The organism is Ureibacillus endophyticus (assembly GCF_024159215.1).
Lineage (GTDB): Bacteria > Bacillota > Bacilli > Bacillales_A > Planococcaceae > Ureibacillus > Ureibacillus endophyticus.
In genome coordinates this window covers 253922-266817 of the sequence record NZ_JAMYWW010000001.1, presented here as the reverse complement: position 1 = coordinate 266817, position 12896 = coordinate 253922, and the positions used below count along the sequence as shown (strand labels likewise).

The following is a 12896-nucleotide window of genomic DNA, read 5'->3' as shown; positions in this document are numbered from 1 at the left end:
TTATTATCCTTTTGCTGCATTCTTTAATGTTGTTGTTAATACTTTTGCACCTGTAATTAACGCTTCTTTGTTAAACGTCATTTTAGGATGATGAAGACCTGGCGCTAAATCAGCACCAATACCAATCATTGCTGCTTTTAATTCCGGTTTTAAAACTGTATAGAAATGGAAATCGTCACTACCAGTAGTAGAAATTGGTTTTGCTAAGTGTTCAATTCCTAAAGTCTCGATAATGGATGCTTCTACAATATGCGCAGCTTCTTCTGAAACTTCGGCACCCGGAGTTCTATCTATCCAATCCCATTGAATTTGTGTTCCGAACATATTCATTATAGCCTTGAAGCCTTCTTCAATTCTCTTTTGTAATTCATCCAATGTCGCATTTTTCTGTGCGCGAACGTCCATAGAAAATGTTGCATTACCCGGGATTATATTCGTACTTCCACCGTCTGCAACCACTTTCGTTAATTTAGCACTATATACTTCAAATGGGTTGATATAAATATTTTTAAGCATTTGCTGTATTGCAACAATTACATCAATTGCATTTTTACCTTGATGCGGTCTTGCGCCATGGGCATCCACTCCATGAATTGTACCATTTAAAAATAATGCGGCACCATGGTGAATTGCTGGAGTAACTTTTCCAAATGGAAGCTCTTCGATTGGTCTTAAATGAATTCCGAATAAATGCGAAACACCATCAGCAACACCGTGTTTCACCATTTCTATTGCTCCCCCACCTGTTTCCTCAGCAGGTTGGAAAATAAAGCGAATACGTTTTTTTAATGGTAAATCTTTTAATTGAAGTAATGCACCTAAAACCATTGAAATATTTGCATCATGGCCACAGGAATGGTTCGCCTTCATGATACCATCTACATCCTGCCATAGAGCATCGATATCAGCTCTTACTGCTATTATTTCCTCTCCTTCACCGATTTCTGCAACAAGTCCAGTAACATCAGAAAAGAGTTTATATGAAACTTTTAATTCATCTAATATAGAAGCGATTTTTTTAGTCGTCTCAAATTCTTTCCAGCTAACTTCTGGATTTTCATGAAAATAGTCAAACCAACCATAGATGACTTCTTCATAAGTTTTTATTTGGCTCATATAAGTGCACCTCAAATTTTTATTTCTTTCTCTATTATACATAACAATGATAGAAATATTAACAGCTTCCGCCTATCAAGCTTAAATTATAGAAGGAGGAATACTAGTGATTTATTTTGCCATTCTTTTTTACTAATCTTTTGCTTTTTCCCAAAAGGATAAAAGACTAATCATAACGATTAGCCTTTCGTCAAATTTTTATAAATGCTCATACCACTCTTTAGCTGCCTGCACTTCGCCCATTGTTAACTGGTGTCCATGATTGTCCCAATACATTACAACCGATGCATTCGCTTCTTCTAGTAACGCCTGTAATTCAAAGGATTCTTGTTGCGGGCAAATAGGATCATTTGTACCTGCTGCAATAAATACATGAGTTCCAGCTAAATTCGGTAATTGTATCCCTCTTCTTGGTACCATCGGATGATGTAAGATAGCACCTTTTATTGCAGTCTCATAATGGAATAGTAAACTTGCTGCAATATTAGCCCCGTTTGAGTAACCAATCGCCATGATATTTTGCCGATTGAATTCGTACTTGATTGCAGCTTCATCTAAGACTGTATTCAGTTCATTTGTTCGGAAAATTAAGTCTTCCTCGTCAAATATCCCTTCAGCAAGTCTTTTGAAGAAACGAGGCATTCCATTTTCTAATACATTTCCTCTCACACTTAACACTGGAGCAGTTGGGTCTATTATTTCTGCCAACTGTAATAAACTATGTTCATTGCCACCAGTTCCATGTAAAAGTAAAAGTACTGGTTTATTTTGATCTGTTCCCTGCTTAAAAATATGTTGCATTTGATTTCATCCTCACTTTTTTTATTAATCTAAAGGGCGAACTTCGATTGGGATTAATGATTCTCTTAACCTTTCACGTAAATGCTCATATTGTGCAGGTAACTTTAATTCACTTCCCATTGTTTCAGGCGTTTCATCATGTGCAAAGCCTGGTGAGTCTGTGGCAATTTCAAATAATATTTCTCCAGATTCACGGAAATATATCGAGTTAAAGTAATTCCGATCCTTTACTTCTGTTACATGTTGACCTAAATCCATTGAGTATTGTTGCCATTCAATATGATCTTGATTATCGTTTGCTCGCCAAGCAATATGATGAACTGTTCCAACGCCAATCCTACCACGAACACCTGTTGTCATCTTTAAATCAATAATATTCCCAATGTCTGCTGTTGCTCTAAAACGTTTATAGTCACCTTCTTGACCAACTACCTCTAAACCCATTAGCTCTACTAAAGTCTCTGCTGTTTCTTCAGGACGACATGAATAAAGTATTGCACCGCCAAAACCTTTAATAGCAACTTCCTTTGTCACTCCTCCGAATGTCCAACCATTGTCTTCACCACTTACACGTTCAACAAGTTCTAAGTGTAATCCATGTGGGTCATCAAATTGTAAAAAGGTTTCACCAAATCGAACTGTTTCGGAATAGCTGATATTAAATTTTGTTAAACGATCTTTCCAAAAATCCATCGCGCCAACGGGAACTACATATGTTGTAACTCCCACTTGCCCATCGCCAATTCTTCCTTGATAAGCATCTGCCCAAGGGAAGAAAGTGATGATAGTACCTGGTTTTCCATTTTCTTCTCCGAAATAAAGGTGATAAGTGCCTGGGTCATCGAAATTAACCGTTTGTTTAACAAGTCGTAATCCAAGAACTCCTGCATAAAAATCAATATTTTCTTGAGGATGTCCTACAATAGCAGTAATGTGATGTATCCCCGTTGTATGTTTTTTCATTTTCATTTCCCCTCGCGTTTATTCTATTGGTCCTAACTTCGCTTCAATTTCAGCTCGCTTTGGTTCTAAAAAAGGTGGCAAATCTAATCTTTTACCAAGCTCTTCAATTGGTGTATCAACTGTAAATCCTGGACCATCTGTAGCCAATTCAAAAATAATGCCGTTTTTTTCTTTAAAGTATAAACTTTCAAAATAGTAGCGATCAGTCAGGTTCATAATTTTATAGCCAAAGTCTTTAATTCTCTTTTCCCAAAATCGTAATTGTTCTTTATCTTCCACACGCAATGCTAAATGATGTACACTTCCTCGACCAGGTCTTTCTTTTGGTCCATCTTGTTGAACGATAACAATTCCCCCAAATACTTGCCCTTTAACGGATTGAAGAATTGCTTGGTGACTAGATTTTGAAACAAGTGTGTAATCAAAAATATTCTGTAACATACTTGATAGACTCTCTAACGATTGAACCGTGATTTCTACATTTCCCATACCTAATATTCGATGCTCGGATGATACATTCGAATGGTTCCATTCAGTCCAATGCTGTGGGATTGGTTTACCATTATGATTTAATAAAACTAACCTTAAGCCGTCTGGATCTTCAAAATGTAATGCCTCCATCTCTGCATATGTTGTAATTTCCCCATGTTTAACACCTAGTTGCGTAAAACGTTTTTTCCAGTAAACAAGGCTTTCATAGGAAGATACTAATAAACCAATTTGAGTAATAGCGTTTGTACCACGGTGCGTTCTTCCGACAAGTGGCATTTCAAAGAAAGTTAAGCCTGTTCCTGGACTTCCTATTAAATCTCCATAAAACAGATGATACATGGAGGGATTGTCTTGATTTACAGAGACTTTTACTCTTCGCAATCCAAGTATAGTTTGATAGAATTCATTGTTTACTTTAATGTTTTTCGTAATCATTGAAATATGATGATGTCCAGCGATTTTTACCATTTTTCGCACCTCAATTTCTTCCTTCATAACGACTCAGCACATCTTTCAACTTCTTTAAATGATTTGCTCAATCTTTATGTAAGAGGCAACATGTGCATTTACGATTGCACATGTTGCTAAGTATTTATTAACGTATTGTCTTTAAAGCCGTAGCCCAAGGAATTAATTGGTCCAACATTTTATTTACTGAATCTGCTTGCACATCTTTCGGTTTGAAGTCTGTACCGTTTTCAAAGTCTGTGAATAGTGATAATGCAGGGTGAACACGAACGTCAGCAACTAATAATTCACCTAAAATTCCACGTAGATGTTCTGCTGCACGTGCCCCACCAACTGATCCGTAAGATACAATACCTGCCGCTTTGTTATTCCATTCTTCACGTAAGAAGTCTAAAGCGTTTTTAAGAGCACCAGTAATAGAGTGGTTGTATTCTTGAACGATAAAGATGAATCCATCTTGTTTTGCAACCGCTTCTGACCAAGCAGCAACACCTGATGTATCTCCACCTGGTTCACCTAAGAATGGTAGTTTATAATCAGCAATATCAATAATTGTATAGTTTGCGTCTCCGCGTTTTTCAGCAAGTTCTTTTACCCATGTACCTACTTGAGGGCTTACACGTCCTTCACGAGTTGATCCTAAAATAATTCCGATATTTAAATTTGTCATTGTTTGTTCCTCCTTATGGTCATTACCAAATAGTTTATCTAAAAATCCCATTTCTATTATTCACCTCCTTACAAATACTCTTTTTCGAAATGTTTAGTGCTACGAACTGTATCAATTGGGCGCACTAGCTTTTCAATTTGCTCACGTTTCTCTTCAAAAAATGGAGGTAGGGACAACTTTTCTCCAAGAGTTTCGTATGGTTCATCGCCCATAAATCCAGGTCCATCTGTCGCTAACTCAAAAAGGATAGAAGGAGCAACATTAGTGTATAGCGAGCCAAAATAGTAACGCTCAACATAACCTGAGTTTGGTAATTTAAAGTTGTGTAGACGTTGTTTCCAAGCTTCTAAGTCTTCACGATTATCTACTCTGAATGCAGTATGATGGACAGAACCATAACCTTGTCTTGCTTGAGGAAGAACTGTATTATACTCAACAATTACTTGAGCACCATTTCCACCTTCACCCATTTCGAATAGATGAAATGCATTTTCTTGTGCAACTTCACGCATCACAAACACTTTCTCGAGTACTTCTTTAAAATAATCAAAATATGATGTTCGCACATGAATTGGTCCAAGTCCGGTAATCGCGAATTCTAATGGAATTGGTCCCTTTTTCCATGGTGTGCCAGATTCTACTCCCTCGTTTGCTTCATCTGAAATAAGTTGATAAGCTTGATTGTCAAAATCTACAAACGGTAAAATCTTTTTCCCAAACTGTTGTTGGATTCCTTGATGTTTTACTTCATATTTATCAAATCGCTTAACCCAATACTCTAACGCTTCATCATTTGGTACACGGAAGGATGTTTTTGATATCTCATTCGTTCCATGAACACCTTTTGGAATGCCTGGAAAATCAAAAAACGTCATATCTGTACCCGGGCTTCCCACATCATCGGTGAAATATAAATGGTATGTTTTAATATCATCCTGATTTATAGTTTTCTTCACTAAACGTAAACCTAATACATATGTGAAAAATTCATATATCTTTTCAGCACTGCTAGTAATGGCTGTAACATGATGAATACCTTTTAATTCTTTCAATTTTTCTCCTCCATTTTTATCTCGAATTCGAGATATATACTTAAAAAAATTTATCCGAAATTAAAATCATTTTTTGGCGAATAACTTCAAAAAAATTCACTTGAATTCAGTTATCTTGAATTCGAAATAAATTTAACATATTTTTATCATGTTTGTCAATAGATAAAAAAACGACAAACTCCATTATGGGTTTTGTCGTTATAAGTTATTATAAACTTGAAAAAAAGCCTTGAGGATATTCTTCAACATCTACTAATTGTTCCTTAGTTTCAAATTCTAACTCCACACGACTATCTTGCTCTTGTTCTTCATCCAGTAAATACGTTTCAAACTTGGATAATAGTAAACTCGTCATAATAAACACCCCTTAGTTAGAATTTTCTGATATTTTATATCTTACCCATTTTAATTAATGAAAACAATACAAATTTGTTATATATGCAAAAAAAGTATTAAACATATCTCAATAATCGAATAGTTTCTGGCAATAATATTTTTATGCATAAAAAAAGCTTGCACGATAAGTACAAGCTAAAAAATTTATTTTGCAGTTGCATCTAACTTTGTTTCTCTCTGGCCATTTTCACCTTTATGTTTCGTTAAAAATTGAACGATAAACATAATTCCGAAGACGATTAATCCTGTAATATCAGATAGTGACTCTGGATAAATCATTGCTAAACCAGCAGCAAGTAAAACTAAACGTTCAAACCATAACAACTTCCTATACCAGTATCCAATTACGGCTGAACCGATTGCTATCATACCCATAATTGCTGTAACCACGACCCAAAGTATTTGTAAGATGGTTACATCAATCATCAACAGAGCTGGAGAAAAGACAATCATATATGGAATAATAAAAGCAGCTATCGCTAACTTAGCAGAGTTAACTCCCGTTTTAATTGGATCTCCACCTGATATTCCAGATGCTGCAAACGCCGCAAGGGCAACTGGTGGTGTGATATCTGCAATGATACCAAAATAGAAAACAAAGAAATGTGCTGATAATAATACTGTAATTGGAATTAATTCTTGAGATACGATATCCGGAGCTAATAATGTAATAATTGCTGGAGCTGCTATTGTCGATGTAATAACATAGTTAGCTGTCGTTGGTGCACCCATACCAAGTATCAATGAGGCAATCATTACAAAAACTAACGTTAATAAAATATTGCCGCCTGCTAAATCTACTAAACTATTAGCTAAACTTAAACCTAGACCTGTTTTCACAACTACGCCTACGATAATACCTGCACAGGCTGTTGCTGCTGCTACCGCTAATGCAGTTCGTGCACCATCAACTAGCGCTTCAATAACATCTTTAAACCCAAGGCGTGTATCTTTATTAATTGCCCCTACGATAATACAAGAAACAATTCCATAAAGAGCAGCGTGCATTACAGGTACCCCAACTAGCATTAACACGATAATTAATACAATAGGGAATAATAAATAAATCTTTTTAAACACTTCTCTACGATTTGGTAATTCCTCATCAGTCAGTCCACGTAAACCTAATCGCTTTGCTTCAAAGTGTGTCATAATCCAAATACCTGTAAAATATAAGAGTGCTGGAATTGCTGCTGCTTTTGCAATATCCCAATAGGTAATACCCCGCCCAATAAATTCGACCATTAAGAATGCTGCTGCCCCCATAATCGGTGGCATTAATTGTCCGCCTGTTGATGCGGCTGCTTCTACTGCCCCCGCAAATTCTTTCTTATAACCTAATTTTTTCATCATAGGTATTGTATATGAACCAGATGTAACAACGTTTGCAACAGAGCTTCCGGATATAGTACCTTGTAAAGCTGAAGAGAAGATGGCAACTTTCGCTGGACCACCGATAAGCTTTCCGGCAACTGCAACAGCTAAATCATTAAAGTACTGCCCCACTCCTGTTTTAACTAAAAATGCACCAAATAATAAAAATACAAAGATATAAGTTGCGGATACACTAATAGGTGTTCCTAAAATACCATCTGTTGTATAAAACATTAAATTCACTATTTTTTCTATCGATTGACCACGATGGGCTAAAAAATCTGGGAAATATGGACCGTAAAATGCATAGATTAAGAAGAATGAAGCTATTATCGTTATTGGTAAGCCAACTGCACGTCTAGCAGCTTCTAAAACTAATAAGACTGCAATTAAACCTACATAAAAGTCCATATCAGAAATTGTACCTAAACTTTTTACTAAACGATCGTAGTTTATCGTCCAATATGACCCTACTACGACGGATAATACAGCCAAAATATAATCATAGAAGGCTACTTTTGTTTTTGGTCCCCTTTTACGAGCTGGGAATAATAAAAATATCGCAGTTAAAGCAAATCCTAAGTGAATCGTTCGCTGGATTGGCGCCGTATATTGCCCGAAGATTGCTGTATACAATTGAAACAATGAAAAACATAGTAGAAGTATAAAGATAGTCCAATGTACTACACCTTTTAACTGCCGAGTATTCGATTCGGTGTCGTATTTTTCTAAGAGTGCTTGTTGTTGTTCAGCAGATAATGTTTCAAATTGCTCTTCTTTCGTCTGTTCATTATGCTTTACCATCTCCCATTACAGCTCCTTTCCATTTTTCAAATAACGAAACTTTTTCGACTTGGAACAAGTACGATTTACCCTTTTCCAAATGTTTTTTTAAATTATATGATTGTTGATTGTAAATAAACGATAAATCCATATCGATATTTCCTATATATATTGTAAAATCTGATAAAACCTTATCCTCATAAGACAATATGTATCTCCCATTTTCATACGTAAGCCTTTCTCCTTCTTCAGCGTATGCAGGCATTCCTATCGATACGTCTTCATATTCCATTGACACAAGCTTTAGATCCTTTGTCTTCGTAATCTCATAGGTTTCTAAAACATCTGTCCTATGAATTGAATGGGTGTACCTAATTTGAAATTCGTTTTCATTTGAGATGTTTATATAAACCTTTTCTGGTTGGTTTGTTCTTGTTTCCGTAAATGAAAAGACTAAATCTATTGGTAAAAAAAAGAAGCATGTAGCTACAATACCAAACGAAATGACCACCACTATTCGTTTCATGTAACCACCTCTATTGTTAGTAAAAAAATAGGGCTTGCAATTACAAGCCCCATTTTAATAACTGATTAATTATTGCTCATCAAAATATTTTTGTGCACCTGGATGAACATCAATTCCAATTCCATCTAAAGCAGTCTCCGCTTTAATAAATGCACCTTTTGCATGGCTGATTGAACCTGCGTTATCATAAATCGCTTTTGTAATTCCATAAGCAACATCTTCTGGTAAATCAGCTTTCACAGCAAGCATAGCTAGTACAGAAACAGTTGGCACATCAGTTTCTAACCCATAAGTACCAGCAGGAACTGTATCCGTTGCATAATAAGGATATTTTGAAATTAAACTTTCTGCCTTATCAGCTGCTACTGGAACGATTACAACGTCTGTAGTTGCACTTAAAGCTTCTACAGCCGCCGTTGGATAACCAGCTGTAATAAACGCAGCATCAATTTGGCCAGTTTGTAATCCATCTGTAGATTCACCGAAATCTAAATTTTGAGCTTGAATATCATCCATCGTTAATCCATGTACTTCTAATAATTGTTCAGCATTTGCATATGTTCCTGAACCAGGAGCACCTACCGATACTTTTTTACCTTTTAAATCTTCAAAAGAAGTAATTCCAGATTTTTCAGTTGTTACAAGCTGAACTGTTTCTGGATATAAACCACCGATTGCCACTAAGTCTTCTACAGCCGCGCCTTCAAACATAAGTTGACCATTTTTCGCATAGTAAGCAATATCTGTTTGAACAAAGGCAATTTCAGCATCACCATCTTTTAAAGCGTTTACGTTTGCAGCAGAAGCTTGTGATACTTCAGCAGTTGTTTTAATTCCAGTTTCATCAGTTATTAAGTCAGCAAATGTACCTCCCAAAGCATAATAAGTACCTTGAGTACCACCTGTTACTAAACTTAAAAATTTAATATCAGATTTAGTTTCCTCTGAAGACTTTTCCGTTGTCCCCTCTGTTGTAGTGTTATCAGTAGTACTTTCTGTATCCTTCGTCTCTTCCCCACCACATGCTACTAAAACTAGTAAAAGTAGACTCAAGATTGCGAAAAATAAAAACTTATTCTTCTTCAAAAAAACCCCTCCTCTGACATATTTGTAACATACAGTATAAATTTAACTATTATTCTAATGGAAAGTCAAATGTTTTAATATTCTACTAATTTAATAATAGCTTAAAAACAAATAAATAACCTCTTTAAATCAATATTTTCAATAATTATCAGAATATTAAGTAGTGCAATAATTTTAAGTGATCTTATTCTCACCCATATTTTGAATAACCAGATGCACTGACTTTTAAAGAGTATTTGCAACTCCAAAATAAAAAAACTGTAAGAAAAGGTTCGTTCTTCCCTTTTCCTACAGCTTAATAATTAATTTTTAAGTGTAATGACTCCACAAGCAATACGATCTCCCGAATTCCCTGATGGATCTGTAACATAATCATCCGGATGTTGATGAATTACAATTGCACTACCATCTTCATCAATAATTGTATTTTCTTTCCCAGGTTTAAGAGTTATATCTTTGGCTACTAATTCAACTTGAACATTTCCATCTTCTTCAGGTGTAATATTCGGTAAATCTCCTAGATGTGGGCCAGCAGGATTGTCAGTCCCGTGCTTTTTACCTGTTGGATTGAAATGGGCATCAGCTGACTCGAATGTAGGTTTTTCACATTTTCCTACTTCATGTATATGAAACCCATGTCCCCCCTCTGGAAGTCCTTTCACACCTAGAGATATTTGTACACCATCATCTCGTTCAGTCATTTCCATATGACCAATTTCATTTCCTTTTGTATCAATAATAGTTGCTGTTGCTTGCAAAGCTTCTGGTGCAGCTACTGAAATTTTTTCTTCATCTTTATTAAATCCAAAAAGATTACATCCACTTAGAATTACTGCTAATCCACTTAATAATAAAAATTTTTTCCACATAATTTATTAACCCTCCTCGTTGTGAGTATTACCAAGGGGGTATAAAAATATTCTTGTAATGTTTTTATTTCCCATTCACCAAATATAAAGATTACCGATAAAAGATAAAAGGAGGGAAACAAATGGATATTAGCTCTATAATGTCTGCTCAAGTAGCACAGCTTCAACATACTGTACAATTATCTATTATGGATAAAGCATTGAATATGGGTGCAGCCAGTGCTGTCGAAATGCTCAATCAATTACCACAACAACAAGCTTCTGCAGCAAACCATCCGTACAAAGGAACAGTAATTGACGTATCAGTATAATAATATCTACGGATTACACTTTACCCATCTAAAAATACATTTTAATCGGGTAGACATAAAAAAGCGCTAAAAATTAGCGCTTTCTAAAATGAATCATTAACAAATGCCTTTTCATTTTCTTGATATTTTAATAAACAATTAAAATACAATTTTTACCATAAATTTGGTTTTGCCACCATCAGCCACAATACGATTAATAAAATTACAATATATAACCATGTTGATTTCCTTAGATTAGCTATAAAAGTTGCTTTATTAAAATCAGTGGTGCCAAAAGTTTTTAAAGTTGGTTTAAAGGCTCTGGCTAAATAAAAAACAGAACTCATCATCCCAACAATTGTTAATACGATCCATGATGTTGTCCAAGTCCAACCGCTTAAAATAATTAGAAATATCCCAGAAACTACTAATACATGTCCGAAATGTTTAATTACATTAATCGCATATTGAAATGATTGAACAAAACCACTTAAATCAGCTTCTTCAGTCACTTCCATTTTCTTTAGCATAGGTATTAATGCAAATAGCGGTCCAATCGATCCAATAGCACTTAATATATGTAAATATAAGAAAATAGTATGTAACACTGTTCTACACATCCAATCATCTCTAATGTCTATAGTATATCATCACGGTAAATGCTATTTTTTGATAAAAACATGACAATTGCAAGTAATAATCCAACTTTTAGAGCATAATATATAAATTAAACAATTATTACTTATGTAAACTCTGTTAATTTCTAGTTAGATATTTGTAAAATCAAACACACTAGAAATAATACCTTATATTATTCAAATTAGAAGCATACATAGTTGTGCTAATACTAATAATCGGAGGTGGTCATTATAGGTATCCATAAATTTTTCACAAGCTTAAATGATTTAGAGCGAATTTTCCGTGCACCTGGTCGCTTTAAGTTTGAAGAACATAATGTTGCTGCACACTCATGGAAGGTATCTCAATATGCCATGTTTTTTGGGACATTAGAAGAAATGAACGGTGCAAAAGTAAACTGGAAATCATTATATGAAAAAACAATTAATCATGATTTTGCAGAAGTCTTTATTGGAGACATTAAAACTCCCGTTAAACATGCAAGTGTTGAATTAAAACAAATGCTTGCCCATGTAGAGGAAAAAATGATGGAAAATTTCATTAAAGAAGAAATCCCTGCTGAATTTCAGGAAATTTTCTCTATGCGAATGAAAGAAGGAAAAGATAATACCCTAGAAGGTCGTCTTCTTGAGTTTTCTGATAAACTCGATCAATTTTATGAGTCCTTTGCAGAATTAAAGCGAGGAAATACGGATAAAGAGTTTGTCATTATGTATCAACAAGCATTAAAAAATCTTTTGAAAATGCCGCTACCAGTGAGTGTGCGTTATTTTAGAAACGAAATTTTAAGTGATGTTATTAAGGAAGATACTCAAATTAATGTTGCAGCTTTAACACATGAAATTTTAAATAAATTAAATAAAAAATAAAGCTTTTCCTATGATGGAAGGCTTTTTTATTTTTCACTTTCTTAGGATATATTTTTTATATTCTAACTTATTAAAAATTTGACTTTTTTATCGTTACATACTTACTTGCACAAATAAATACAATCGTATAATATAACATTAAAGCTGCGTTGTTCGTACAAATATTAAGTTTTAACCTTTGAACTGTAAAAGGGAGTTTTAATCGAATAAGGAATGGCGAGCGTCACACTACGGTGAATGACGATATACAGGAATTATTCTGCGAACACCCACTTTGAGGAGTGGTGGTTTAAAACTTTCTATTAATAACTACGGCAAGGCGGCTTTGCCATACATACTGTATAGCAAGGCTTCTTTTATTAACACCTTAATCATTCATTATGATAAGGTGTTTTTTATTTATGAAAAGACATTCTTAAAGTAAACATATTGTTCTTTATGACAGTGTAAATAATCTTCGCTTCACTTACATGGACACACTACTAATTCTCTTATTCGTTCT

Annotated in this window: 14 protein-coding genes and 1 other RNA gene; 3 read left to right on the top strand and 12 right to left on the bottom strand. The window is 34.7% G+C overall.

The genetic code is table 11. The annotated features are described in order from the left end of the window. Positions 1–3 precede the first annotated feature (3 nt). From NKR20_RS01350 to NKR20_RS01300, 11 genes are all read right to left on the bottom strand, one after another. Entirely contained in the window at positions 4–1116 is a 1113-nt protein-coding gene (locus tag NKR20_RS01350; protein ID WP_121213422.1) for an amidohydrolase, read from the bottom strand. Positions 1117–1314: 198 nt separating this feature from the next. Beyond that, entirely contained in the window at positions 1315–1917 is a 603-nt protein-coding gene (locus NKR20_RS01345; protein WP_253422971.1) for an alpha/beta hydrolase, read from the bottom strand. 24 nt (positions 1918–1941) lie between these two features. Continuing rightward, complete coding sequence (locus NKR20_RS01340; RefSeq protein WP_253422969.1) at positions 1942–2880, bottom strand: ring-cleaving dioxygenase; 939 nt, start codon at positions 2878–2880, stop codon at positions 1942–1944. Positions 2881–2898: 18 nt separating this feature from the next. Then, positions 2899–3840: a ring-cleaving dioxygenase gene (locus tag NKR20_RS01335; protein ID WP_253422967.1), complete on the bottom strand. Its 942-nt coding sequence runs from the start codon at positions 3838–3840 to the stop codon at positions 2899–2901. A gap of 127 nt (positions 3841–3967) precedes the next feature. After that, a complete protein-coding gene (locus tag NKR20_RS01330) occupies positions 3968–4561 on the bottom strand; it encodes an NADPH-dependent FMN reductase (RefSeq protein WP_253422964.1) in 594 nt (197 codons plus the stop codon). Between the two features lie 17 nt (positions 4562–4578). After that, positions 4579–5562: a ring-cleaving dioxygenase gene (locus NKR20_RS01325; protein WP_253422961.1), complete on the bottom strand. Its 984-nt coding sequence runs from the start codon at positions 5560–5562 to the stop codon at positions 4579–4581. A gap of 208 nt (positions 5563–5770) precedes the next feature. Beyond that, the gene (locus NKR20_RS01320; protein WP_253422959.1) at positions 5771–5917 is read right to left on the bottom strand and encodes a hypothetical protein; all 147 of its coding nucleotides are present in this window, start codon (positions 5915–5917) and stop codon (positions 5771–5773) included. Positions 5918–6102: 185 nt separating this feature from the next. Further along, positions 6103–8136: a TRAP transporter permease gene (locus tag NKR20_RS01315; RefSeq protein WP_253422957.1), complete on the bottom strand. Its 2034-nt coding sequence runs from the start codon at positions 8134–8136 to the stop codon at positions 6103–6105. Next, complete coding sequence (locus NKR20_RS01310; RefSeq protein WP_253422954.1) at positions 8123–8641, bottom strand: DUF1850 domain-containing protein; 519 nt, start codon at positions 8639–8641, stop codon at positions 8123–8125. Before NKR20_RS01310 ends, NKR20_RS01315 begins: the two co-directional genes overlap by 14 nt. Positions 8642–8710: 69 nt before the next feature. After that, positions 8711–9727, bottom strand: coding sequence for a TAXI family TRAP transporter solute-binding subunit (locus NKR20_RS01305; RefSeq protein WP_253422951.1), 1017 nt, complete (start codon positions 9725–9727; stop codon positions 8711–8713). Between the two features lie 302 nt (positions 9728–10029). Next, positions 10030–10596, bottom strand: a complete 567-nt coding sequence (locus NKR20_RS01300; RefSeq protein WP_253422948.1) for a superoxide dismutase family protein — start codon at positions 10594–10596, stop codon at positions 10030–10032. A 122-nt stretch (positions 10597–10718) separates the two neighbouring features. Here NKR20_RS01300 and NKR20_RS01295 point away from each other — a divergent pair, with 122 nt between their 5' ends. Beyond that, positions 10719–10907, top strand: coding sequence for a putative motility protein (locus NKR20_RS01295; RefSeq protein ID WP_121213406.1), 189 nt, complete (start codon positions 10719–10721; stop codon positions 10905–10907). Positions 10908–11059: 152 nt separating this feature from the next. Here NKR20_RS01295 and NKR20_RS01290 read toward each other — a convergent pair whose 3' ends face one another. Beyond that, positions 11060–11506, bottom strand: a complete 447-nt coding sequence (locus NKR20_RS01290) for a hypothetical protein (protein ID WP_253422945.1) — start codon at positions 11504–11506, stop codon at positions 11060–11062. Between the two features lie 240 nt (positions 11507–11746). Between NKR20_RS01290 and NKR20_RS01285 the strand changes: the two genes are divergently transcribed. Continuing rightward, a complete protein-coding gene (locus tag NKR20_RS01285; RefSeq protein WP_253422942.1) occupies positions 11747–12394 on the top strand; it encodes a YfbR-like 5'-deoxynucleotidase in 648 nt (215 codons plus the stop codon). A gap of 138 nt (positions 12395–12532) precedes the next feature. Continuing rightward, positions 12533–12724: non-coding RNA, 6S RNA (ssrS, locus tag NKR20_RS01280), on the top strand. Positions 12725–12896: the final 172 nt, after the last annotated feature.